The 22,672-nt window shown below is 71.7% G+C and carries 23 protein-coding genes; 14 read left to right on the top strand and 9 right to left on the bottom strand.

What is annotated here, in order from left to right:
* Positions 1 to 127 precede the first annotated feature (127 nt).
* The 3 genes from ACH4U8_RS28570 to ACH4U8_RS28560 all read right to left on the bottom strand — a co-directional run bounded on the left by ACH4U8_RS28570 (position 128) and on the right by ACH4U8_RS28560 (position 3,297).
* Positions 128 to 1,090 (bottom strand): sigma-70 family RNA polymerase sigma factor, encoded by a 963-nt coding sequence (locus ACH4U8_RS28570; protein WP_395781089.1) that lies wholly within the window; start codon positions 1,088 to 1,090, stop codon positions 128 to 130.
* 284 nt (positions 1,091 to 1,374) lie between these two features.
* On the bottom strand, positions 1,375 to 2,223 hold the full coding sequence (locus ACH4U8_RS28565; RefSeq protein ID WP_395781087.1) for a transposase: 849 nt from the start codon (positions 2,221 to 2,223) through the stop codon (positions 1,375 to 1,377).
* A gap of 309 nt (positions 2,224 to 2,532) precedes the next feature.
* Positions 2,533 to 3,297, bottom strand: coding sequence for a MerR family transcriptional regulator (locus ACH4U8_RS28560; protein WP_395781085.1), 765 nt, complete (start codon positions 3,295 to 3,297; stop codon positions 2,533 to 2,535).
* Positions 3,298 to 3,572: 275 nt separating this feature from the next.
* Between ACH4U8_RS28560 and ACH4U8_RS28555 the strand changes: the two genes are divergently transcribed.
* Both ACH4U8_RS28555 and ACH4U8_RS28550 read left to right on the top strand, forming a co-directional pair.
* Complete coding sequence (locus tag ACH4U8_RS28555) at positions 3,573 to 3,992, top strand: molybdopterin-binding protein (RefSeq protein ID WP_395781490.1); 420 nt, start codon at positions 3,573 to 3,575, stop codon at positions 3,990 to 3,992.
* A gap of 225 nt (positions 3,993 to 4,217) precedes the next feature.
* Positions 4,218 to 5,051: a molybdopterin-binding protein gene (locus ACH4U8_RS28550; RefSeq protein WP_395781083.1), complete on the top strand. Its 834-nt coding sequence runs from the start codon at positions 4,218 to 4,220 to the stop codon at positions 5,049 to 5,051.
* On the opposite strand, the gene lpdA is transcribed toward ACH4U8_RS28550, so the two are convergent.
* From lpdA to ACH4U8_RS28535, 3 genes are all read right to left on the bottom strand, one after another.
* On the bottom strand, positions 5,041 to 6,447 hold the full coding sequence (lpdA, locus tag ACH4U8_RS28545; protein ID WP_395781081.1) for a dihydrolipoyl dehydrogenase: 1,407 nt from the start codon (positions 6,445 to 6,447) through the stop codon (positions 5,041 to 5,043). The genes ACH4U8_RS28550 and lpdA overlap by 11 nt on opposite strands.
* 49 nt (positions 6,448 to 6,496) lie before the next feature.
* Positions 6,497 to 7,291: a helix-turn-helix domain-containing protein gene (locus ACH4U8_RS28540; protein ID WP_395781079.1), complete on the bottom strand. Its 795-nt coding sequence runs from the start codon at positions 7,289 to 7,291 to the stop codon at positions 6,497 to 6,499.
* A 106-nt stretch (positions 7,292 to 7,397) separates the two neighbouring features.
* Positions 7,398 to 7,862, bottom strand: a complete 465-nt coding sequence (locus ACH4U8_RS28535) for a PPOX class F420-dependent oxidoreductase (protein ID WP_395781077.1) — start codon at positions 7,860 to 7,862, stop codon at positions 7,398 to 7,400.
* Between the two features lie 235 nt (positions 7,863 to 8,097).
* Here ACH4U8_RS28535 and ACH4U8_RS28530 point away from each other — a divergent pair, with 235 nt between their 5' ends.
* The 4 genes from ACH4U8_RS28530 (at position 8,098) to ACH4U8_RS28515 (ending at position 13,182) form a co-directional block, all read left to right on the top strand.
* Complete coding sequence (locus ACH4U8_RS28530; protein ID WP_395781488.1) at positions 8,098 to 9,525, top strand: pyridoxal phosphate-dependent decarboxylase family protein; 1,428 nt, start codon at positions 8,098 to 8,100, stop codon at positions 9,523 to 9,525.
* A gap of 373 nt (positions 9,526 to 9,898) precedes the next feature.
* Positions 9,899 to 10,153: an acyl carrier protein gene (locus ACH4U8_RS28525; protein ID WP_360310937.1), complete on the top strand. Its 255-nt coding sequence runs from the start codon at positions 9,899 to 9,901 to the stop codon at positions 10,151 to 10,153.
* Positions 10,154 to 10,591: 438 nt separating this feature from the next.
* On the top strand, positions 10,592 to 12,577 hold the full coding sequence (locus ACH4U8_RS28520; protein ID WP_395781075.1) for an ABC transporter ATP-binding protein: 1,986 nt from the start codon (positions 10,592 to 10,594) through the stop codon (positions 12,575 to 12,577).
* A gap of 209 nt (positions 12,578 to 12,786) precedes the next feature.
* Positions 12,787 to 13,182, top strand: coding sequence for a Rid family hydrolase (locus ACH4U8_RS28515; protein WP_395781073.1), 396 nt, complete (start codon positions 12,787 to 12,789; stop codon positions 13,180 to 13,182).
* Positions 13,183 to 13,244: 62 nt separating this feature from the next.
* Here the strand turns inward: ACH4U8_RS28515 and ACH4U8_RS28510 are convergent, their stop codons facing one another.
* Positions 13,245 to 13,409, bottom strand: coding sequence for a hypothetical protein (locus ACH4U8_RS28510; RefSeq protein ID WP_395781071.1), 165 nt, complete (start codon positions 13,407 to 13,409; stop codon positions 13,245 to 13,247).
* A gap of 307 nt (positions 13,410 to 13,716) precedes the next feature.
* Between ACH4U8_RS28510 and ACH4U8_RS28505 the strand changes: the two genes are divergently transcribed.
* The 7 genes from ACH4U8_RS28505 (at position 13,717) to ACH4U8_RS28475 (ending at position 19,959) form a co-directional block, all read left to right on the top strand.
* Positions 13,717 to 14,880, top strand: a complete 1,164-nt coding sequence (locus tag ACH4U8_RS28505; RefSeq protein ID WP_395781069.1) for a porin PorA family protein — start codon at positions 13,717 to 13,719, stop codon at positions 14,878 to 14,880.
* Positions 14,881 to 15,153: 273 nt separating this feature from the next.
* Positions 15,154 to 15,294: a hypothetical protein gene (locus tag ACH4U8_RS28500; RefSeq protein WP_395781067.1), complete on the top strand. Its 141-nt coding sequence runs from the start codon at positions 15,154 to 15,156 to the stop codon at positions 15,292 to 15,294.
* A gap of 195 nt (positions 15,295 to 15,489) precedes the next feature.
* Positions 15,490 to 16,521, top strand: coding sequence for an LLM class flavin-dependent oxidoreductase (locus ACH4U8_RS28495; RefSeq protein WP_395781065.1), 1,032 nt, complete (start codon positions 15,490 to 15,492; stop codon positions 16,519 to 16,521).
* The gene (locus tag ACH4U8_RS28490; RefSeq protein ID WP_395781063.1) at positions 16,518 to 17,393 is read left to right on the top strand and encodes an SDR family NAD(P)-dependent oxidoreductase; all 876 of its coding nucleotides are present in this window, start codon (positions 16,518 to 16,520) and stop codon (positions 17,391 to 17,393) included. The genes ACH4U8_RS28495 and ACH4U8_RS28490 overlap by 4 nt, the downstream gene beginning before the upstream one ends.
* 101 nt (positions 17,394 to 17,494) lie before the next feature.
* Complete coding sequence (locus ACH4U8_RS28485; RefSeq protein ID WP_395781061.1) at positions 17,495 to 18,481, top strand: threonine/serine dehydratase; 987 nt, start codon at positions 17,495 to 17,497, stop codon at positions 18,479 to 18,481.
* Positions 18,482 to 18,562: 81 nt separating this feature from the next.
* A complete protein-coding gene (locus ACH4U8_RS28480; protein ID WP_360310921.1) occupies positions 18,563 to 19,234 on the top strand; it encodes a FadR/GntR family transcriptional regulator in 672 nt (223 codons plus the stop codon).
* 119 nt (positions 19,235 to 19,353) lie between these two features.
* Entirely contained in the window at positions 19,354 to 19,959 is a 606-nt protein-coding gene (locus ACH4U8_RS28475; protein WP_395781059.1) for a short chain dehydrogenase, read from the top strand.
* A gap of 119 nt (positions 19,960 to 20,078) precedes the next feature.
* Here ACH4U8_RS28475 and ACH4U8_RS28470 read toward each other — a convergent pair whose 3' ends face one another.
* Entirely contained in the window at positions 20,079 to 20,738 is a 660-nt protein-coding gene (locus ACH4U8_RS28470) for a hemerythrin domain-containing protein (protein ID WP_395781057.1), read from the bottom strand.
* A gap of 219 nt (positions 20,739 to 20,957) precedes the next feature.
* Here ACH4U8_RS28470 and ACH4U8_RS28465 point away from each other — a divergent pair, with 219 nt between their 5' ends.
* The gene (locus ACH4U8_RS28465) at positions 20,958 to 21,242 is read left to right on the top strand and encodes a hypothetical protein (protein WP_360310915.1); all 285 of its coding nucleotides are present in this window, start codon (positions 20,958 to 20,960) and stop codon (positions 21,240 to 21,242) included.
* Here ACH4U8_RS28465 and ACH4U8_RS28460 read toward each other — a convergent pair.
* Entirely contained in the window at positions 21,228 to 22,601 is a 1,374-nt protein-coding gene (locus tag ACH4U8_RS28460; RefSeq protein ID WP_395781055.1) for a hypothetical protein, read from the bottom strand. The genes ACH4U8_RS28465 and ACH4U8_RS28460 overlap by 15 nt on opposite strands.
* Positions 22,602 to 22,672 lie beyond the last annotated feature (71 nt).

Here is a 22,672-nt window from a genome sequence, read left to right as displayed (position 1 = left end):
AGGGTGGCCACATGCGCCAAGAAACCTGCCGTAGCGCCATGGATCCCTGGCCGCCTCCACCGCCTCCACTCCACTCCACCACCGCCAACGCAGCCACACGCCTTCCCCCACGTCGACAAGTCCCCGGCTAGGCGTCGAGTTCGAGCGCCAGACCGAAAGACGCGAAGACCTCGGCCTCCTGGAACACCGAATTCCGACTGATGCCTACGGCAGTGACCGTAAAGATCTGGAGCGTGTGCAGCTCGTATCCGTCACCGACGCGCCGATATGCGGCGAACCCGGGCTGGCCGTTGGCCGCAACTGCCCTCAGGCGCCAGTCCGTTCCGGCCTTCGCGAAGACCCACTCCATGAACAGGCCATAGTTGCCGCGGCCGACGAACCAGTTGAGCACCGGCGGCATCTCCATGAGCACGTCCTCGGTGAGCAGCCGCTTGAGAGCCTCGACATCGGCTTGCTCGAACGCCTTCATGTAGCGATCGACCCAAGCACGTTGCTCGGCCGCCGACGGCTCGCTGAGACGTTCCTGTCGAACTCCGACTTCCGTCATCCGGGTACGCGCCCGCTGCAGGGAACTGTTCACCGACACGGCCGTGGTGTCGAGGATCTCCGCCGCCTCGGACGCGGAGAAGGCGAGCACGTCACGCAGAATCAACGCGCCACGCTGACGCGCCGACAGATGCTGCAGAGCAGCAACGAACGCCAGGCGCAGGCTGCTGCGGTCGATCACGGCCCCGGCCGGATCGCCCGCACCCAACAACGAGTCCGGCAACGGCTGGAGCCAGGCGGCGTTCTCCCCCTGGACCAGCGGCCCGAGCGGATCCGACGCGGCCACCAGCCCCGACGGCAGCGGCCGGCGCCCGCGAGCCTCCAGGGCCGTCAGGCAGACGTTCATCGCGATCCGGTAGAGCCAGGTGCGCAGCGAACTGCGAGTGGCGTCGTATTGCTCCCGTGCCCGCCAGGCCCTCAGGTACGTGTCCTGGACCAGGTCCTCGGCGTCGTGGGCCGATCCGAGCATCCGATAGCAGTAGGCCAGCAGTTCCGTCCGGAACGGCTCGATCAGGCGCTCGAAACCTTCTTCTCTTCCCGCCACGCGCACGCACCTTTTTCGCTCGCACCGAGACCGCAGCACAGAGACCACGCGGGAACACCGAAGCCGCGTCACGGCCCGCAAAGACCGCGCGCTCGCTCACTCGCCTCGACCAGGGACAGCCCCCGTCGGCCGGGCCGACTGTAGCAAGCCCCCAGTCCCCGCCGGCCGAATGCCCGCCCTTGAGAACAACCACCCCAAGAGGCCAATTCTCGGCAACCGACAGGGCCATCTTTCGGCTCCGACTCGCTCCCTTCGCGTGGAGCTGCGACGGTGTGTTTCGCGGTTCAGATCTCGAACAGCACGTCTTCCTGCGGCCGGAGGCGGGGGTCGAGGATCCATCGGAGCTGGTCGATGCTCAGGCGCCAACGCGGGCCGTCGGGGGTGTCGTCCCAGAGTTCGGCGAGCTCGGACTCGGGGGCCAGGACCCGGTCGAGGGCATCGACCGCGAGCGAACGCAGTTCCATCGCGAAGGCCGGCACCGGTTCCTTGGGGCCGAAGAAGGGGCTGACCGGCTCGCCGTCGGAACACTGCGCCGCAATCAAGGCGGCTGCCGCGACGGCTTCGCAGCCCTCGTTGCCGTCGAGGTGGTCCCGGGTGTCGATCGTGGTGATCAGCGTGTCGCGGGTCTCGTAACCCCGGGTGACGGGGTCGCCGAAAACGAACTTGGCCCCGTGCTTGGGTGGTCGGCCCCGGCAGGGGTGGCCGGAGCGAACTCCGCGCGGGTCGGCGCCGGGCGACGCATCACCCGGTCCGGGACGGAGCCGGCCGAGGACTTGCACCGGCAGGTCGGTCGGCAGGCGGGCGATGCGCGGGGCGTCGTAGCCCGCGTCCATCACCACCAGGACCTCCGAAACGCCCGCCTTCCAGTGCCCGGCGTCGATCAACCGGTCAATCGTGTCGCGGAGTCGGGTGGTGGTGAAGGCGGCCAGGTCGGCACCGGGCTCCAGCCGCACCGCGTCCGGGACCGCCGACCAGGTGGTACGCCCGATCTTCAGCGCGACGACGAAGGAGTACGGCCGGCCGGGGATCATCTGGTGCTCTGCGTCGCCGGGCGGCCGTAGGTGGCAGAACAACCGGTCCGGGCAGGTCTGTGCGTCCAGACGCAGCCACGGCGAGACGTCCACTGCGAGCACCAGGCGACCGTCGGCGGCCGTGGCAACGGCAGGCCGGCCCGCTCGGCCCGCAGCCGGTCGAGGTCCAGGCGGCCCTGTTCGGCGCCGCGTACAGGGCTCCGTGCCCGCGCCGGTGCTCGGGCGCCGGCGCCGGCGCCGGAGCCACCAGCGTCCGCACCGGCCCGTCGGTGCACAGCAGCCCATTGGTCGGCTCGAACAGCGCGTCGCGCCTGCCGGTCGGACAGCCGTGGAAAACCCTTCGGAAGCGGGACAGTTCCGCAAGTGGATCGCCCGTTCGGACGCGGTGGGGGCATCGTTGCCTCGATGGCGTCATGTGCGTTTGAGGGTGGTCCAGCCGGTCCAGCCGCGTTCGTGTAGGAGGGTGGTCAGGTGGCGGGCCGGTGGGGCGGTGTCGAAGGCCAGGGTGTCCATGACGGTGGCGAGCGTGGGGTCCGGGGCGGGGTCGTCGGGGTGGTGCTCGCCCTGTTCTTCGGCGAGGTGGGTGAGGTAGGCGGCCAGGTTGTCGGCGAGTTCGATCAGGTGTGGGTCGTCGTCGGTACGGTCGAGGGCCTGGGACAGGGTGCGGTAGAAGTCGACGAGTTGCGGGTCGGCGAGTTGTTCGCGCTTGCGGGCCACCCACTCCGGGATTCGGTCGGGTGAGTGCGCGGCGAGTGGGATCCAGCCGTCGCGTTCGACCCGGACGATCCGTTCGTCGACGCCGAGCGCTCGCAGTCGGTCGAGGAAATCGACCACCTCCGGGGGCAGTACCAGGTCGTCCCCGGAGGCGAGGCGGGCAAGCCGCGCGCGGTGGCGTTGGCGCTCCCGGATCTCCGCCTGCAGCCGCTTGTCGATGTCCGCGACCGCCGCGCCGAACTCCGCTTCGTCGGCCTGAAGCAACTCCCGCACGCGCCCCAGCGGTACCCCGGCCTCGGCTAGCGTGCGAATCCGGATCAGCTCGACCACGGCGCCGCCGTCGTAGCGCCGGTATCCGGAGTGGTCCCGCTTCGGCTCGGGCAGCAGCCCCTTGGCGTGATAGTGCCGCACCGCGCGCACCGTCACCCCTCCGTACGAGGCCAGTTCGCCGATCGTCAACATCGGACCAGTCTCCCGCACCGGCGCTGGTGCGATCGGGTTGCGGCGCGCCCCGGGTGAAGGTGAGCACCGACGGGCGGGCACGGGTGTATGTCGCGGACCGTCGTGGCGGCGCCGAGGCGGAACCGCGTACCGCATTCGCAGGGCGTCCGACGCTGTCGGGTCGCATCTGCGAGGCGCTGTTCGCGTGCGTTTCGACGTGGGGATTCGTCCCGATTAGCGTGGTGATCACTCGCCGGGGATCCGCCCCCGGACGATCGAGAATTCAGGTGTGTCAGATGTCGCTCAGCATCCGCAACCAGTTCCCCGGCACCGTGACTTCCGTGACGGCCGGCGAGGTGATGGCGACCGTCAAGGTTCGCCTGAACTCAGGGCGTGAACTCACCGCCGCGATCACCGTCGATGCGGTCGAGGATCTCGGCTTGGCCGAGGGCCGTGAGGTACGGGCGCTGGTGAAGTCCACCGAGGTGTCGCTGGCCACCGGATCGGTCTCCGGGCTCAGCATCCGCAACAAGATCCCCGGCACCGTGACCCGGATCGCTGCGGGCGGCGCCATGGCCGGCGTCAGGATCACCGTCGAGGACGGCGAACTGACCGCCGCCATCACTGCCGATGCCGCGAGCGAACTCGACCTCGAGGTCGGCTCCTCGGTGACGGCCCTGCTCAAGTCGACCGAGGTCTCACTCGCCACCGTCTGACTCGGACCGCCCGCCCGTGGGCGTGAACGAGGCGATGTGCATCGGACACTTCGTGTACGCAGGGCGGAAAGCCGTGACGGCGTCGTGGTCGCATGACTGTGCTCCCGATCGACGACAGGCCGGCAGCGGGCCCGGCAGCTCGTGAAGCGCCCTGGCAGCGGGCGTTGCGCGAACCGGCTCACGCCGCAGCACGGCCGATGGCAGCCGTCGTGGTACCGCTGTCGGATGCGGCAGGGCTGGTGCCGGCCGACGCGGTCCGGACCCGACGGCCCCTTCCGGGCTTCGACACCGCCGCGATGGATGGACGGGTACGCGGTCGTCGGACGCGGGCTGTGGCGGATCCGCGGAGCGGTTGGGGTGGGAGCCGTGTGGACCGGCTCGCTCGCTGCCGCAGTCCGTGAATCGCACGATGCCGACGTCGTCGGGACCGGCTCCACCTCGGTCGGGAGCACCGACCGACGGCGGCGGTTGCTCCGAACCGATGGCGCGAAAGCGATCGTCGACACCGTGGCGTGCCGCCCGGGTCATCCGCAGTTGCCGGCCCGGCTGGGAGCCGACCGCCGGCTGGTGGGCCTGCCGGGCAACCCGTACGCCGCGCTCGTCGCCGTGTACACCCTCCTCGCGCCCCTCTTGGTCGGCCTGACCGGACGCCCTTCCCCGAGGCTGCCTCCAATTCCCGTGACCGGCGAGGTGCGACCGGCTCCCGGAATCACCCGCCTGGTCCCGTCGTCCGGGACGGCGACGGCGCCCGCGTGGTGGGCAGACACGGCGCGGCATTCCTGCGCGGCGCAGCGCCCGCCGACGCTCTCGCCGCCATCGGTCCCGAGTGGACGAACGGCAGCCCCGCCCCACTGGTCCCGCTCACCGAATCACCGACCCCACGTGCACCGCCGACCCCGGCACAGGACCACAGTGCCGACATCATCCCTGCCGACGACGTCGAGGCCCTCGCAACCGGCCGCTCGGCGCTCACCCGCGGCCGTCGATCGCGCCTTTGTGGCGCGCTCGACGGCCGGGGTGGATTGCAGAGTGCTCCGGGAGTCGACTGCTACATGTTGATCATGTGGCCGGCGAGGCCGTGGATGGCTTCCTTGACGGCTTCGCCGAGGGTCGGGTGGGCGTGGACGTTGCGGGCCACCTCGTGGACGGTGAGGTCCCACTGTTGGGCCAGGGTGAGTTCGGGGAGGAGTTCGGTGACCTCGGGGCCGATCAGGTGGGCGCCGAGGAGTTCGCCGTGGGTGCGGTCGCTGATCACCTTGACGAAGCCGACCGGGTCGCCCAGGCCGTGTGCCTTGCCGTTGGCGGTGAACGGGAACTTGGCGACCTGGACGTCGAAGCCCTGCTCCCGGGCCTGCGCCTCGGTCCAGCCGAAGCTGGCGATCTGCGGCTGGCAGTAGGTCGCGCGCGGGATCATCACGAAGTCGAGTTCCATCGTCTCGGCACCCGCGATCGTCTCGGCGGCGATCACCGCCATCGACTCGGCCGCGTGTGCGAGCATCAGCTTCGCCGTGACGTCGCCGATCGCATAGATGTGCGGGATGTTGGTACGGCCCCGGCCGTCCACGTCGATCGCGCCGCGCTCGGTGAGGCGCACGCCGATGGTCTCCAGGCCGTAGCCGGTCACCCGCGGGGCGAAACCGATCGCCTGGAGGACCTTGTCCGCCTCCAGGACCTGCTGCTGCCCGTCGCGGGTGACGGTGACCCGGACCTTGGCGTTCGGGTCGCCGTCGTCGATCGACTCGACTCGCGTGGAGGTCAGGATCTCGATGCCCAACCGGCGGTAGCGCTTGGCGAGTTCGGTGGATACCTCGACGTCCTCCAGCGGGACGACCCGATCGAGGAACTCGACGATGGTCACCTTCACGCCGTAGTTGTGCAGTACGTACGCGAACTCGACGCCGATCGCGCCGGCGCCCGCGATGATGATGCTCTCCGGCAGCCGGTCGGTGAGGATCTGCTCCTCGTAGGTGACCACCCGCTCGCTGAGCGAGGTGCCCGGCAGCAGGCGCGTGGTCGCCCCCGCCGCGATGATGCAGTGGTCGAAGGTGACGGTCTCGACGCCGCCGGCCGTGAGCGAGACGTCGAGCGTGTGTGCGTCGACGAACGCGCCGAGCCCGTCGTACTCGGTGATGTTGTTCTTCTTCATCAGGTAGTGCACGCCGTTGACCCGGCCGTCGGCGACCTTGCGGCTGCGCTTGAACGCCGCGTCGTAGTCGAACGTCACCGAACCCTCGACGCGAATCCCGAAGGTCTTGGCCTCCTGCGTGAAGATGTGCGCGAGTTCCGCGTTGCGCAGCAGTGCCTTCGACGGGATGCAGCCGACGTTCAGGCAGACGCCGCCCCAGTACTTCTGCTCGACGACCGCGACCCGCAGCCCGAGCTGTGCGCTGCGAACCGCTGCGGTGTATCCGCCCGGACCCGCGCCCAGGACAACGACGTCAAAGTGTGTACTCATGATCGACACGATATGCGGCCGGGACGATCGGCGGCGGCGGCCCGTCCCCCTATCGATCGCCTTCCAACCCCTGCGAGCCCTGTGAGCCCTGCAAGCCCTGTGAGCCCTGTGAGCCCTGTGAGCCCGGTGAGCCCTCTGAGCCCTGCGCACCCGCCGACCCCTCCTCCCCCATCACCGGCCGCAACCGCCGTCCCGTCACCCGCTCCGCCCGGATCCGGATGCACACGTCCCGGCGCCCCGCCGGCCAAGGCGCGTCGCCGGCCGCAGGGAAGTCAGCCGGGTCCTGGTCCGGCTCCGCCGTGCCGCGGATCAGTACGCTCCAGCCGATCTTGGCCGCGTCGATGATGTCGTCCACCTCGAACAGGACCGAGCCCTCGACCCGGGCCGGCATCGCGTCGGCGGCCGTACAGAACATCACGTCGCGCCCGAGCATCACGTAGTTGACCGGCACGACGAACGGCTCGGGCCCCTCCAAGGCGGCGATCCGGCCGACCAGTTGCAACTGCAGATGGGCCTGACACTCCTCGTCCGTCATCTCCACCAACTCCCGCCCCGGGCCCGCGTCCCGGCCCGGCGGTCGGGGCGGGATCCGGTGCGTGAAGCCGGCCGGTGGCGCGGAGAGCAGGTCGTCGACGGTGGTTTCGAGCGCGTCGGCCAGTCGGGACAAGCCGGGTGCGGAGGGTGCGGTGGCCGCACTCTCGACGGAGTGCACCCATGTTCCGGGCAGTCCGGTACGGCGGGCGATGTCCGCAACGGAGAGCCCGAGTTCGCGCCGCCGGGCGGCCACCCGGCCGGGCAACGCATCGACGGATGGACGGACGGTACCCGCAGTCTCCTCGGTCATCCCACCAGCCCACCCCCCACGAGCCGGTTTCGGCGGGCATTGCGCCGATCGGCGGCGCGCCCTCCGGGCGCCCCACCGGCGCCCGGACACCACCCCCACCCGCCCCCTATCCTCCCGCCGCCCGATGAACCGGGAAGCCGCCGGTGGCGATCGGCCCCCAACGCTCGATGTGCACGCGGATCAGCGACTTGCCCTGCCTACGCATCGCCTCGCGATACTCGTCCCAGTCGGGGTGCTCACCCGAGATGCACCGGAAGTACTCGACCAGCGGCTCCAGCGCCGCCGGCATGTCCAACACCTCGGCCCGGCCGTCCACCTGCACGTACGGGCCGTTCCAGTCGTCGGACACCACGCACATCGACACCCGTTCGTCCCGGCGGGCGTTCCGGGTCTTGGCCCGGTCGGGATAGGTGGAGACGACGATCCGGCCCGCCTCGTCCACGCCGCAGGACACCGGCGACATCTGCGGACGCCCGTCGGCGCGGGTCGTGGCGAGCAGCCCGCGATGACGCGGGCGGAGGAAGGCGAGGAGTTCGGCCGAGTCGGGGTGGCGTGCGGTCGCGATTGCCATCGGAGTGCCTTTCGAGACGGCTCGGGATGCGTCCTTGAAGTACCGCCAACCCTAGGCAACGCGGCCCGATTCATCCCGGCCGCAACACACCCACCCACCACCGGACCCGCCCCGACCTGCGGCGGGTACAGACATCGCCGGCCCGCCGCGCTACGGTGCCGGAACCCGCGACCGGGCCGCATCGAAGCCCGACGGGGACGAGACCACAGTCGCAGTCGGGGAGGCACACGTGGGCATGTTCGCGGACGGCCGGTCGGTGGACGAGGTGCTGGCGGAGTTGACGGCCATGCACGCCGGAGACGAACCCGGGCGGGGGCGGCCCGGAGTGGCCAATACGTTCGATTCCGGCGCGGCTTCCGTCGAAGCGGTCGCCGTACGGGCGTTCGAGCTGTATCTGCACGTGAACGGCCTCTATCCGACCTCGTTCCCGAGCATCGCGACGCTGGAGCACCAAGTGGTCGCGGCCGTCGGCGAGATGCTGCACGCACCCGCCGGCGCGGCCGGTAGCTGGACCAGCGGCGGAACCGAGAGCTGCCTGCTGGCGGCCAAGGCGGCCCGCGACGCCCGGCCCGAAATCGTGCGCCCACAAATCGTGTTCGCCCGCTCGGCACACGCGGCCTGGGCCAAGGCCGCGAAGTACTTCGGCCTCGACCCGGTGATCGTGGACATCGACCCGGTCCGGATGACCGCCGATGTCGCCGCGATCGAACGGGCGATCACCGACGACACCGTCCTGGTGGTCGCCTCGGCACCCTCCTACGGACACGGCGTCGTGGACACGATCCCCGAGATCGCCGCGATCTGTGCGCGACGCGGCGTGCGCTGCCACGTGGACGCGTGTATCGGCGGCTGGGTGCTGCCGTTCGCCGAACAGCTCGGACATCCCGTGCCGGCCTGGGACTTCCGGGTGCCGGGGGTGGACTCGATCTCGGTGGATCTGCACAAGTACGGCTACGCGCCCAAGGGTTGCTCGATCGTGCTGTACCGCACCGCGGCGCTGCGCCGGACGCAGTACTTCGTCGCATCCGACTGGACCGGCTATCCGGTAGTCAACTCGACGATGCAGAGCTCGAAGTCCGGCGGCCTGATCGCCGCCGCGTGGGCGGTGCTGCGCCATCTCGGCGCCGCCGGCTACCGCGACCTGGTCACCCGGACACTGGCCGCCACCGCCGAGCTGGTGGAGGGGATCGCGGGCATCGAGGGGCTGCGTGTGCTCGGTGCGCCCGCGACGAGTCTGGTCGCGGTGACCACGGACGGCGTGGACTTCTTCGCGTTCCTGGACGAGTTGGAGCGCCTGGGCTGGGCCGTACAACCCCAGCTCTCCCAGACCGGCATCCCGCCGACGATCCACCTGACGATGACCGCGACGCACGGCCCGCACGTACCCGAACTGCTCACCGCGCTGCGGTCGGCGGTACGCGCGGCCGGGGACCGCGACCCGCTGCCCACTCCGGAGCAACTGCTCGCGGTCGACGACCTCACCGCCCTGGCCGCCTCCGAGGCGGGGGTGACCGCCGACGCGCTGACCGAACTCATGTTCAAGGCGGGCCTGTTGACCGACGGTCGACTGGCGCCGGTGCACGCGCTCCTGGACCACCTCCCGGCGCACCTGCGCGAGGCGGCGCTCCTCGCCTTCTTCGAGGGCCTCAACCCACCGCTGTGACAACGGGCGGACCCGGCGCGCAGCCGGCGCTCCGGTAGCGCCCGTCGCGCCCGCCGTGTCCCAAAGCCCCCCAAGCCCCCGACACCCCGAGCCTCCAAAGCTCGCGAAGCATTCGCCACGCTTCGCCACCCGCGCCGGATCGGTCCCGTTCTACCGCCGGAACCCGGGCGCCCATTAGCGTTTCCCGTACGACAGGAGCCGGGGTCGGGCCGGTGGGCGACCCTCGGCACGGGCCGACGGCCGAGTACGGGCGAACTCCCCACGTCTGCCCCAGGATCGCTCGTGTCGTCGTGCTGCCGATCACCTCGGACATCCCGCGCACATCGACATCCCGCGCCCGGGACGCATCCACGACCCGTCAAGGAGCCTCACCATGCCCGTGAACGCCGCCCTTCTCGACGAGATCGTCGATCAGACCGCCAGACTCGTCTCGCTCGACATCTCCCGGGTCGACCCGGACGACACCTTCGCGGAACTCGGAGTGGACGCGATCCTCGCGATCGAGTTCGCGGACGTCCTCGGCAAGCGGTACGGCATCGCCGTCGAGCCGAAGGTGATCCTGGAACGCGCCACCCCCAGCGGTTTGGCCGAGTTCGTCGCCCAGGCCCGGGCGGGCCGCAGCGGGTAGCGGCAGGTCGGGGTCGGAATTCCCGACGTCCGGGTCGCCGCGCCCGGGCACCCGCGAGCATCCCCGGGCACCGGGAGCGCCCGCGGCGCTCGCAGGGCGCCCGCGGTCGCCATGGGTGGGATGCGCCCGGCTCGTACACCCATACGCCCTGTCCGACCCACCGGGCCGAGGGGCAGCATGTGCGGTCGTCAGCCAACAACCCGGGACCGAAAGGGAATTGGTCACCTTGGACCCGACACCACCACGATCCGAGACTCTCCGCACACCGACACCGGCACCCTGCCCGGCATCCGCATCCGCATCCACGCCGACTCCCACGCCCACACCCACACCGGCGCCCGGCCCGGCATCCGCATCCGCACCCATGCGCCCGCACGAACCCACACCGGCCCACCCGCCGGTCCACCGCCCCCGACCCATTCCGCCCCAGGAGGGCCGATGAAGTTCCGTCGACGCGCGTCCGAGCGGCGGAAGATCCCGGTGTCGGAGTCCGAACAGTTGTTGTTCGGCGGCGCGTTGCGCTACGACCTGTCCTTCACCGAGCACGAACAACCGCTGCTGCGCGTGTCGTTCTGGGCGATGGCGCGGCAACTGCCGAGCATGGTCGCGGTGGTCACCCGCGCCGCCTGGACGGTGGATCGGCCCGCGGTGCTCGCCCTGCTGGTGGCCGAGATCGGTCAGGGGCTCGCGGCCGGGCTGGGCCTGCTCGCCACCAATCGGGCGCTGGTGGCGCTGTTCGCCGACGTGCCGACCACCGACCGGCTGCGCGACGCCGCGCCGGCCCTGCTGTTCATCGTGGGCGTCACCGCCGTGTCGGCGCTGCTCGCGGCGGTCTCGGTGGGGGCGACCAGCCGGCTCGAACCACAGGTCGAACGAGTCTGTACGGCCCGCTACTACCGGCTCGCCGCCCGGGTGGAACTCCAGGCGTTCGAGGAGGCTCGCTTCCATCGCATGCTGGACGCGGGCCGGTTCGGTACCGACTCGGTGCGGCACATGATCGGCGCCTCGGTGGCGGTGATCAACGCGCTGGTCGGCCTGGTCGCCACCGGCGGCGTGTTGACCCTGCTGAACCCGATCCTGCTGCCGTTGTTGTTCCTGGTCGCGGCGCCCAAGGGCTGGGGCGCGGTACGGTCCGCGCGTCGCCGACACGAATCCGCGCACGCCTGGCTGGAGCACCGGCGGGCGATCGAGATTCTCGGGCGCAGCCTGATCGAGCCGGCACCGGCGGCCGAGGTGCGGGCGCACCGTGCGGGCGCGTTGGTACTGGACGCGTTCGAGGACATGTCCTCCACGATGGAGGCCGAACACCGCCGACTCGCGCACGCCAAGGGCCTGACCCAGGCGACCGCGTCCGCGATGTCCGGGGTCGGCGCGATGCTGGTGTACGCGGCGTTGTGGCTGCTGCTCACCGAGGGCGGCATGCCGCTGGCCGCGGGCGGTACCGCGGTGATCGCGATCCGTACCTGCACCAGCGGCCTCACCGCGCTGGTCATGCAGGTCAACCGGCTGTACGAGGAATCCCTGTATCTGCGCGACCTGGAGGACGCCTGCGCCGAGTCGGAGCGACGGGCGATCCCGACCGGCGGACTGCCGCTGCCGCCGGTGGTGGACGAGGTGCGGCTGGATCGTGTCTCGTACCGCTATCCCGGCAACGACACGCCGGCGCTGGACCGGGTCAGCCTGCGCATCCCGGCGGGCAAGGTGGTCGCCCTGGTCGGCGAGAACGGCTCGGGCAAGACCACGCTGTCCAAGCTGGTCGCCGGCCTGCTGTTGCCCACCGAGGGCACGCTGAGCTGGGGCGGGGTGGACGTTCGCGACGCCGATCGGGATCGCATCTTCGATCGGGTGGCGGTGCTCGGGCAGGACTTCCCGCGCTGGGCGATGACCGCACGCGCCAACGTCTTCATCGGCCGCGCCGACCGGCCGGTCGACCAGGCCCGGGTGGAGAGGGCGGTCGCCCGGGCCGATGCGAGCGAGTTGGTCGGCACGTTGCCGCACGGGTGGGACACCCTGATCGTCAAGGGCTACCAACGCGGTTCGCAGATCTCGGGCGGCCAATGGCAGAAGATCGGCAACGCCCGGACCCGCTATCGCGGCGCGCCGTTCGTGATCGTCGACGAGCCGACCTCGGCGCTGGATCCGGAGGCGGAGATCGCCGCGTTCGCCGCGCTGCGCTCGATGACCGAGGACGGAACGACGGTACTGCTGATTACCCATCGGCTGGCCGCGACCGCCACCGCCGACCTGATCTACGTGCTGGAGGGCGGGCGGTTGATCGAACAGGGCAACCACGACGGCCTGATGGCACTCGAGGCGGGTCGCTATCGGGCGATGTACACGGCCCAGGCGGCGCAGTACGGCATCCGGTCGGAGGCGACCGTCCCGCCCGTCCGGCATGCGCGGGCGGTGAAGGTGGAGAGCTGACCCGGAGGGCCGGCGCGGAGGCGTCGCGAGCCGCCGCCGACCGGGGCCGGGCAAGGTCGCCCGGCAGGGGCACGCCGCGCCGATCCATCGTGCCCCGGCGTGTTCGCTGCGCCGACGGCGGTTGTTCTGGCTAGAGTCACCGGCGGGATTTGTTCCGATTCGTGGCTTTCGCCCAAGGGTCGGAGCCGATCACGACGAAGGGTGACGGGATGCACAGGCAGGACATCGGACCTCGGATGTTCGGCAACCGGCTCGGGTACAACCGCGCCGTGTCGGTGACGGACCCGGACCGCTGGCTGGTGTTGGCCGGCCACGAGTCCCGGGGCCCCGACGGCGAGATCGTGCACGTGCGCGATCTGTGCGGACAGATCGAGACCACGTTCGACCGGCTCGCCGAGACGCTGGCCGAGGCCGGCTTCACCTTCGCGCACGTGGTGCAACTGCGCTACTTCGCGGTCGACGTCGCGGACGTCACCCGCCACTTCGATGTGATCACCGCCCGCCTGGAACAGGAGAACTGCCGCCCGGCGACCGCTCTGGTCGGCGTCACCGCACTCTCCGACCCGGACATGCTGATCGAGATCGAGGGCTTGGCGGTGCGCTAGCAACACGGCGCCGGGCGCGCTCGGCGGGGCAACTCCCGCGCCGAACGCGCCCGATCGGCGCGCTACGGACCGGTTACGGCACTACGCCGGGTCGACTCGATCGCCCGGACGTTGCGCGGCCGACCGTCGCCCGCGTCGAACCGGGACTTGTACAACATCCGGACGCGGAACGTGAACGGCTCACCGGGTTCGATGGTGTGCCCGCTGTCCGGGGAGGTCAGGCTCACGCTTCCGTCGGTGTGGGAGGCCCGGTCGGCGGGTCGCGGTCGTGCGCGGCATCGGCGCGAAGGTGGCGCGAACGTTGCGTCGGCGAGTCGCAACGCGGTTGCCGGCGTGGGTGGTTCCCCATGTGGTGACGCCGCGTGTGGTTGCCCGATATACCACCACCGGGTCCGGCTGGGACGGGAATCGTGGTATCTGACGCGATCCGTTTCGAATCCTGGTGGGGTACGGGCCATCAGGTCGCGTGCGCCGACGCGACGGGAGGACATCCGGCCCTCCCGGGCCGACCGGCGACCTGCGGAGGCTGGTCTGATGAGAAAGTCGTCCTGGTATCTCGGCGCCGCCGCCACGTTGCTCGTCGCGACGAGCGCGGTGACCCGGTTCGCCGTGTTGCCCGCCGTGCATCAGGTGCCCGACGACGCCGACTTCACGATGCACTTCGCCGGCGGCATGACCCTGCTGGATGCACAGGCGTTGCAGGCGGGCAACCTGCCCGGAGCCATCGTGCGCGACCTGCCGGTCACCGTGGATCGGCATGTGCACGCGGTGCACGCCTCCGGCTCGACCGTCGTGCTGAGTGATCGCACCGTGGTGTCCGGCCCGCAGAAACAGGCGCTCACCACGATCGAGAAGCGGTGGTCGGTGGACCGCAAGTCCCTGCTCGACCGGCCGATTCCCAAGGGCGTCCCGGCCGAACCGCATCGGGGCCTGACCGCGGGCTTCCCGTTGGAGCCCAAGAAGAAGAACTATCCGTACTGGGATTCGCCGACCCAGACCACCATCCCGGCCACCTATGTACGGACCGAGCGGCGCGCCGGTCGGGAGACGTACGTCTTCAGGATCCGTACCAGCGGCCCGCTCGCCGACCCGGAGTCGCTGCGCACACTGCCCCCGGCGATGCCCAGGGCGGCCGTACTGGGCCTGGCCGGCGTCGCGTTCCCGGGCCGGCCGCCGGAACTGGCCGGGCAGGCCGACCCGGTCCCACTGGCCTACACCGCGACCACCGACCTGACCGGCTGGGTCGACAGCGAGACCGGCGTCACCGTGGACCTGGAGTCGACCCAGGGGGTCACCGCGACCGCCGCGTCGGTGTCCGGCGGGCAGGCCGAGGTCTTCCCGGTGTTGTCGCTGCACATGACCACGACGCCGGCCTCGCGCGCGGAGTTGGCCGACACCGCGGCCGACGGCGCACAGGCGCTGTGGCTGCTCGGCGTCGTGGCGCCGTCGGCCGCGCTCCTGCTGGGCCTGGCGCTGCTCGCCCTGGCCGCCTGGCTCGAACGCCGGGCCCGTCGAGGCCGATCCGACGCGACGCTGCCGGGGCCCCGGACCGAGGCCGGGTCGGACGCGGCCCCCGACACGAGTCCGCCGCCGGCAGCCGGCCCGGCCACGCCGAGCGCCGAATCCGGCTCGGCGGCCGGTACCGGGTCGGAGGCCGATTCCCGGTCGGAGCGAAACACACCGACCGGCAACCAATAGTCGGCCGAGCCGTCGGCCGACCCAGCGGGTCGGGCGCGGTGGCCCCGGCCCGGCCGAGGTCGTGTCCGGGGCCGGGTCGGGGCGGGGCCACACGGTCAAGCGCACGTTCTTCCGCACCTTCGCGGGCAAGGAAGACGTGGTCATGGCGCCGACCCAGGACATGTGGACGGCCTTCACCGAAGAGTGGGAGACCCGCCCCGTCACCGGCGGGACGGTGCGGCATTTCCTCCGGGACGCGTTGCTCGCCGCCGTGGACCGCATGACCAACGAGGCATGGTCGCGCCGGGTCCGCCTCGGCCGCCGCCTCGCCGCGACGAACCCGGCCGTGACATCTTCGCGGCCGAACTCCGCACCGCCTTCGCGGCGATCCCGCAGAGCCCGACCATCGAGGCCACCCCGTGCGAGGCCGCATAGAGGCCGTGTCCATGTGGCGACACCGACCGCCTTCGGGCCCGCACCTAGCACATCTCGTGATGGTTTCATCGGCGCGAGTGCTCTGCCATGATCGCCGGCACCCGATCGAGGGGATGTGGTGGCGTGTCGGCGGAGCCTATAAAATCGACGAAATCGGTCGAATCGCACCGGCGATTCGATGCGGCCCGGGCGGCGGTGCCGTTCGGGGCCGGGTCCGTCTCGCTGCGGATCTATCCGCACGACGGGCTCGACGCCCCGGGCGTGGTCGCGGAGGCGATCGGCCAGGCCGTACTCGCCGCGGACCACGGGTTCGACGGCGTGATGACCAGCGAGCACCACGGCGGCTTCGCCGGATACCTGCCCAATCCGCTCCAGGTGGCCGGCTGGATGTTGGATCGCATGCCGACCGGGTGGGCCGCCGCGGCGCCCGTGCTGTTGCCGCTGCGACCGGTCGTGCTGCTCGCCGAGGAGGTGGCCTGGCTGGCCGCGCTGCATCCCGGTCGGGTGGGCGTCGGCGTCGCGATCGGCGGCCTGGAACTCGACTTCCGGCTGCTGGAGCGGGACTTCGCCGCTCGCACCGCCGCCTTTCGGGCCGGGCTGCCCCGGCTGACCGCGCTGCTGCGTGGTGCGGAGCTGGGCGAACTGGCGGATGACCGAGCCCTGTTCGGGTGTGCCGCCCGGCCGGTGCCGGTGGTCGCCGCGGCGATGAGTCCGGGCGCGGTGCGGCGCGCGGCGCAGGCCGGTGCCGGGATCCTCTTCGACGGCGGCTCCGAGGCCGCCCGGCTGCGCGAACTGACGGACCGGTACCTCGACGCCGGCGGGGTCGGGCCGCAGGTGCTGATCCGTCGGGTGTGGCTCGGCGATCCGCCGCGCGAGGCGTTCGAGCGGCAGTTGCACGTGTATCGCGGGTACTCCCCCGCGGCAGCGCTGCGCCATTGGCGCGGCACCGGCTTCGTCTGCCACTCCGACGCCGGCGCGCTGGCCGACGAACTAGCCGCCCTGCGCGCCGAGATCGGCGCCACCTGCGTCAACCTGCGGATCCACGTGCCCGGTGTATCCGCCGATGCGGCCCGCGAGCAGATCGCCGCGCTGGGCCTGGAGGTGCTCCCGCGGCTGCGAGCCGCCGGCACCGATCCGACACGTGACACCGCCATCGAGACCACCGACACTCCGGTGCGCGACGCGACGCCCGGCAACCCCACGACCGCACAGGGAGCACAGCAGTGATAGCCGAACGCATCAGGTTGGCCGGCCGCACGGTGATCGTCTCCGGCGCCGGTGGCGGCGGGATCGGCACGACCTGCGCCCGAGGGCTGCTGGAAGCCGGCGCCACCGTGCTGGGCGTGGATCGCGACGCCGAGCGACTGGCCGCGATCGAGGCCGAGTTGGCCGAGACGGCCGGCCTGGGCGGATCGCCCGGCACGCTGCTGACGGTGTGTGCGGACGTGTCGACGGCCGAAGGCGTCGCGGCCGTGGTGGAGCGGGCCGCCGCCGCGCCGGGCGAGTTGTACGGGCTGGTCAACGTCGTCGGCGGCAGCCTGTTGCCGCACTGGGCGCCCGCGCTCGACTTCGACCGGGCGCAGTGGGACCAGTCCTTCGACCTGAACCTGCATCATGTGATGTGGCTGTCCCAGGCCGTGGCCCGGCACCTGGTCGAGCACGAGGCGCCCGGTTCGATCGTGACCATCAACTCCACCGGCGGCGTGGTCGCGGCGCCCTACCACGTGGGCTACGGCACGGCCAAGGCCGCGGTGCTCGGGTTGACCCGGACGCTGGCCCTGGAATGGGGCCGGTACGGGATCCGGGTCAACGGGGTCGCGGCCGGCTCGATCACCACGCCGCGCGCGACCACCACCGCGGCGGATCCGGCGCTCGCCGGCCGAGGGGTCCCGCTGCGCCGACGCGGGACGCCGGCCGACGTGGCGGCGGCCGTACTGTTCCTGATCTCCGACCTGTCCGCGTACACCACCGGCGCGGTGATCCCGGTGGAAGGCGGCGCGTTGCACCGACTCGGTCTGTTCGACGAGGACAACGTCCCGGTGCATGTGAGCAATCCGCAGATCCTGGCCCGGATCCATGGGGAGGGCACGACGGACTGAGCACCGGCCCCGGCCACCCGAAGCCCGGACGACCGGCTTGGGCCCGCGTTCCGGCAGGTGGGCATTGGACCGATGACCGGTCCGCACCCCACGATGGCGACATGAACGCCGATCTCGCCCGCACCGCAGCCGACCCCACCTTCGCCGACGTCGTGGCCGCTCGCGAGTTCCTCGCCGAGCACTTGCCGCCGACCCCGATGTGGTCGTATCCCGCCCTGGACGCGGCCACCGGGGCGCAGGTGTACGTCAAGCACGAGAACGTGCAGCCGGTCGGCGCCTTCAAGGTCCGGGGCGGGTTGACCATGCTGGCCGGCCTGAGTCCGGCGGAGCGGGCCCGGGGGCTGGTCACCTACTCGACGGGCAACCACGCGCAGTCGATCGCGTACGCGTGTGCCGCGTTCGACGCGTCGTGCACGGTGGTGATGCCGGCCGGGGCGAATCCGGCCAAGGTGCGGGCGGTGCGCGCGCTCGGCGCCGAGGTGTTGCTGCACGGCGCGGACATGGCCGGCGCCCAGGCGCGGGCCGAGGTGTACGCCCTGACCGAGGGCCGGCTCCTGGTCAGCCCGGGCGACACGGCCGCGCTGGTGGCCGGGGTGGGTACGGCGTACCTGGAGATCCTCACCGCCGAGCCCGACCTGGACGCGGTGCTGGTCCCGGTGGGCAGTGGCACCGGTGCCGCCGGCGCGGTGCTGGTGGCCGCCGAACTCGCGCCGGGCTGCCGGGTGATCGGCGTGCAGTCGAGCGCCGCGCCGGCCGCGCACGACTCGTGGCGGGCCGGCGCGTGCGTCACCCGCGCCAACCTCACCACCGTGGACGGCCTGGCCACCGGCCGGGGGTTCGAGCTCCCGCAGCGGGTGCTGCGGTCCGGGCTCGCCGACTTCCTCCTGGTCTCGGACGCCGACATCGCGCACGCCCAGCGGCTGCTGGCGACACACGCGCACACCCTGGCCGAGGGCGCGGGCGCCGCCGCGTTGGCGGCCGTACTGGTCCACCCGACCGAGTTCGCCGGTCGGCGGATCGCCGTGGTGTGCTCGGGCGGCAACGCCTCCGCGGCCGAGATCGCGGCGCTGGGTCGCGAGGGCGACTGATTCGTGCCGGCGTCCACCCCGCGTGCCGCGCCGAGGCCCGCCATACTGGGGAGTCATCGGATCTCCGGAGGAGTCAGCGGCGTGGCGGTCACAGACGAGGCCATCGACAAGATCAAGGGCATGATCGTGTCCGGGGAGCTTCAGCCCGGCGAGAAACTGCCCAAGGAGGCCGATCTGGCGGCCCGGCTCGGGCTGTCCCGCAATTCGCTGCGCGAGGCGGTCAAGGCGCTGTCGCTGATCCGGATCCTGGACGTGCGGCAGGGCGACGGTACGTATGTGACCAGCCTGGAGCCGACGTTGTTGCTCGGCGCGATCTCGTTCGTGGTGGATTTCCACCACGACAAGAGCGTGCTCGACTTCCTCCAGGTCCGGCGGATCCTGGAACCGGCGGCCACCGCGCTGGCCGCCGAACTGATCGACGCCGAGGGCGTCGCGACGCTGCGCGCGCTCGCCGATCCGCCGGGTCCCGATGCCGGGCACGACGCGTTGATCGAGCAGGACCTGCGCTTTCATCACCAGATCGCGGTGTTCGGCGGCAACCAGGTGTTGTGCTCGCTGCTGGAGACGTTGTCCGGCCCGACCATGCGCGCCCGGACCTGGCGCGGCCTGACCGAGGACGACTCGTGGCAGCGCACGATCCGCGAACACCACGCGATCGTGGACGCGTTGGAGTGCCGGGACGCGAGCGCGGCGCACGCGTGGTCGACGGTGCACATCAGCGGTGTCGAGCAGTGGCTGCGGCGGATGACCTGAGCGGTGTCGGCGACCGCGGGCAACCGTTGCGGCACACGTCGGTTGCCCATCCCGACCGGACCGGCGAGGATCGGCGGGTATCGACAGCAGCGATATATCGGTCCACAGCGGAGGTTGTCGTGAAGGTTCTCGTGGTCGGTGCCACCGGCGTGCTGGGTACGGCGGTCACCACGCTGTTGCGCGAGCGGCACGACGTGGTCACCGCGTCCCGGAGCACCAAGGCCGATGTCACGGTGGACATCACCGACGCCGAGTCGGTGGCGGCGATGTACGCACAGGTCGGCCGGATCGACGCGGTCGCCTGTGCGGCCGGGGGTGTGCCGTTCAAGGCGCTCGGCGAGCTGACCCGCGCCGACACCGAGCGCGCGGCGCTGGACAAACTGCTCGGCCAGGTCGAACTGGTAAGGGGCGGGCTCGACTTCGTGGCGGACAACGGCTCGTTCACGCTGATCACCGGCATCCTGTCGGGCGAGGCGATCCCGACCGGATCGATGGCCTCGATGGCCAACGGCGGCATCGACGCGTTCGTGCGCGGCGCCGCGATCGAACTCCCGCGCGGATTGCGGATCAACTCGGTCAGCCCGACGATGTTCACCGAATCGCTGGCGGCGTACGACACGTTCTTCCCGGGCTTCCCGCCGGTCGACGTGGCGACGGCCGCGATGGCCTACCGTCGCTCGATCGAGGGCGGCCAGACCGGGCAGAACTTCCGAGTGGGCTGGTAGCCGCCGGGGCGGCGCCGGCCCGGGGCCACCGAGTCCGGGGCTTCCTCGGCTCGGCACCCGGGTCGGCGCTCGCCGCTGAGCGCGGGCGCGGGTTCGCCACGCGCGGCGGTGGGAACCGTTCAGACCTCGGTCGAGCCGCGCTCGGGGCCCCACACGTCCAGCCCGGCGTACGCGGGCTGCCACTCGTCCCGGTAGGCCAGGCGCAGTGGTTCGGGGAGTCGGCCGATCACGGTCGCGGCCGTGTCCGCGCTCGCGCCGTCCAGGAGCCACGGCAGGTATCGGGGACTGTCGTCGCCGATCCGGAGGCCGTGCTCGAAACCGAAGCGCTGGAGCAGTTCCGGCGTGGCGTGCCGGTCGATGATCACCAGTGCCTCGTCCTCTTCGTGCTTGAGGTGCGCGCCCAGCCCACCCACCAGGCGCTCGACGATCGTCGCCAGCCGCTCCGGCCCGCCCTCGCGGTCCGCGAGCGCGGTGTCGACGGCGTCCAGACCGGGATCTACGACGGCGTGCTCGGCCTCCATCGCCTCGATCACGGCGAGTTCGTCCGGCAGGTCCCGCACCGCCGCCCGGATCACCGGCCACAACACGTCGTCCTCGGCGCCGTGGTGGACATGCAGGTAGCTCTTGAACAGTTCCCAGCCGAGCGCTGCCTGGAGCACTTGGCGCGGGTCGTCGGTCGCCTCGGCGGTGATCTTGGCGATCCGCCCGAGTTCCCGACGGAGCGCGTCGTGGAACGCGTACATCATCGACATGTCGTTCTTGAAGGTCTTGCCGGTCATGGTGTGCTCCGATTTCGCGGTCTGTCGACCTCGACGGTGTCGGCGGCGACTCGTTGTCACCCGACACACCCATGACGGCTCCGGGTCCACGAATGTGACCGGTCCGCGCCCACGACTTTCCCGCCGGCGCGCCTGCGGGTGCCCGCCCCCCGCGTGCCGGCGGCGGGCGCATCGGCCCTCGAACCGGTCGTTGTCCGCCCGATCGGACATCATGGGGAGATGAACACGCATCGGCCACGAGGCACCTGCGGCGTGTGCGGTCGCCGCGTCGCGGTGACCGAGACGCACGCCCTCTGGCGGCACGACGATCCCGGCCACGCCCGCACCGACGACGCACCGATCTCCTGCCGGGGCTCGTGGACGCCGGCCGTCGAGGCGACCGGCCGGGCCGACCGGGCCGGCGGCCCCACCCAACTCGACCTGCTCGGCCTCGGCGATCTTCCGGACGCGGGCCACGACGCCGATGCGGTCCCGGCGCCGGCCGGCGGCTCACTCGGTCGCTGAGCCGGGCCGATCGGCGGCCACCGCCCGTGCGGTGGCCAGCAGTTCCACGATCGTGCCGGTGAAGTCCGGGAACAGGCGCAGTGCCACGATCCACGCCTCGGCGTCGCCGCCCAGGTATTCGGCGACCAGGGCGTTCGCCTCGACCCGGGGCACGCCCGAGGCCCACCATTCGGGAGAGGTGCGCGCGTCGACGCCGGCGAGGATCGACAACACCACCCGGGCGGGACGGGCATACCGCAGCAGGTCGGCGCCGGACAGCCGGCCGTCGACCAGCGCCTCGTGCAGCCACGGTTCGTTCCGGGCCTGCTCGGGCAATCCCCGGGCCAGCAGCGCGACCGACAACTCGTATGAGCAGTCCGGGATTTCCGCGAGTCGAAGATGCAGCGCCGCGGGCAACGCGGCGGCCCGATGCGCGCGGAGCAGTTCCGCCCACGGGAGGTCGCCGCCGTCGGCGAGGATGTCGTCGACCCGCTCACGCTGTTCCCGGTCATCGCCGTCGCGCAGGTGCGCCACGACCCGTTCGGGATCCTCCTCGGCGGCCAGCCGCGCGCCGAGCACGGCCAGGCCGTCGGATCGCCCGAAGGCGTCCTCGATCGCCTCGCACGTGGCGAGGGGGAACTCGGCCTCGGTCAGCAACCGCCGCGCCCGGGTGCGGCCGTGTCGAGTCCACACCCCGACGACCACCCGCAACCGGCCGGCCTCGGTGCGCAGCGGCAGCCGGTTGACGACGACCCGGGCCACCTCCGGATCGCCCGAGGTCATTCCCGCGGTCAGCCAGTCGGCGCAGCGGCCCAGCTCGGCGTCCCACAGCAGGGTCGTGAGCGGTCCGGGCACCGGGCCTCGGGTGCCGTCGCGGCGAACGCCCGCCAGCAGCCGGGCCCGTTCGTTGGCGGACAGCAGCGAACCGGCGAACAACCGCGCGTCCACGTGCGGATCGTCCAGGTCGAGGAGCGTGTCCACCTCGGCGGCGGTCAGGTCGCCTCGGGCGGCCCGCTCGACCGGGCCCCCGGGGGTGGCCCGGTCGAGCCCGGGACCGGGATCGGGCTCCGCGACGGCGGGCAGCGGAAGCGGCGGCGCGGTGCGCGGCATCGGCCGGTCGGCGCCGGTGCGCCGCGGCTCGCGCTGCCCGCCATCCTCGCGCGGCTCGCGTTCCTCGCCTTCCTCGCGTTCCTCGATCGCGGCGATCAGTTCGGCGTGGCCCGAGCTTCGCACCGCGTCGGTCAGGGCCGTCGGCACGGTGGACATCAGCCGCAACACCGGCGCGAGTTCGCTGCCGAGCCGCCGCACCAGGGTGGGTACCACGGCGGGATCGGCCAGGGTGAAGACGGCCCTGGCCACGGACGGATGGATGGTGTTCACGGGATCCCTCCGGTGCGATGACACGACGGGTGCGACGGGTGCGGTGGGTGCGGTGGGTGCGGTGGGTGCGG

Source organism: Embleya sp. NPDC020886, from assembly GCF_044333915.1.
Classification (GTDB): domain Bacteria; phylum Actinomycetota; class Actinomycetes; order Streptomycetales; family Streptomycetaceae; genus Embleya.
The sequence above is the reverse complement of the archived record's forward strand: the minus strand, read 5'-3'. Positions and strand labels throughout refer to the sequence as shown.

Excerpts from the sequence above, each read along its gene's own strand:
- ACH4U8_RS28560 (WP_395781085.1), bottom strand. The coding sequence starts at position 3,297 with ATGTTGACGATCGGCGAACTGGCCTCGTACGGAGGGGTGACGGTGCGC.
- ACH4U8_RS28555 (WP_395781490.1), top strand. The coding sequence starts at position 3,573 with ATGTCGCTCAGCATCCGCAACCAGTTCCCCGGCACCGTGACTTCCGTG.
- ACH4U8_RS28550 (WP_395781083.1), top strand. The coding sequence starts at position 4,218 with ATGCGGCAGGGCTGGTGCCGGCCGACGCGGTCCGGACCCGACGGCCCC.
- lpdA (WP_395781081.1), bottom strand. The coding sequence starts at position 6,447 with ATGAGTACACACTTTGACGTCGTTGTCCTGGGCGCGGGTCCGGGCGGA.
- ACH4U8_RS28540 (WP_395781079.1), bottom strand. The coding sequence starts at position 7,291 with ATGACCGAGGAGACTGCGGGTACCGTCCGTCCATCCGTCGATGCGTTG.
- ACH4U8_RS28535 (WP_395781077.1), bottom strand. The coding sequence starts at position 7,862 with ATGGCAATCGCGACCGCACGCCACCCCGACTCGGCCGAACTCCTCGCC.
- ACH4U8_RS28530 (WP_395781488.1), top strand. The coding sequence starts at position 8,098 with ATGTTCGCGGACGGCCGGTCGGTGGACGAGGTGCTGGCGGAGTTGACG.
- ACH4U8_RS28525 (WP_360310937.1), top strand. The coding sequence starts at position 9,899 with ATGCCCGTGAACGCCGCCCTTCTCGACGAGATCGTCGATCAGACCGCC.
- ACH4U8_RS28520 (WP_395781075.1), top strand. The coding sequence starts at position 10,592 with ATGAAGTTCCGTCGACGCGCGTCCGAGCGGCGGAAGATCCCGGTGTCG.
- ACH4U8_RS28515 (WP_395781073.1), top strand. The coding sequence starts at position 12,787 with ATGCACAGGCAGGACATCGGACCTCGGATGTTCGGCAACCGGCTCGGG.
- ACH4U8_RS28505 (WP_395781069.1), top strand. The coding sequence starts at position 13,717 with ATGAGAAAGTCGTCCTGGTATCTCGGCGCCGCCGCCACGTTGCTCGTC.
- ACH4U8_RS28500 (WP_395781067.1), top strand. The coding sequence starts at position 15,154 with ATGGTCGCGCCGGGTCCGCCTCGGCCGCCGCCTCGCCGCGACGAACCC.
- ACH4U8_RS28485 (WP_395781061.1), top strand. The coding sequence starts at position 17,495 with ATGAACGCCGATCTCGCCCGCACCGCAGCCGACCCCACCTTCGCCGAC.
- ACH4U8_RS28470 (WP_395781057.1), bottom strand. The coding sequence starts at position 20,738 with ATGACCGGCAAGACCTTCAAGAACGACATGTCGATGATGTACGCGTTC.
- ACH4U8_RS28465 (WP_360310915.1), top strand. The coding sequence starts at position 20,958 with ATGAACACGCATCGGCCACGAGGCACCTGCGGCGTGTGCGGTCGCCGC.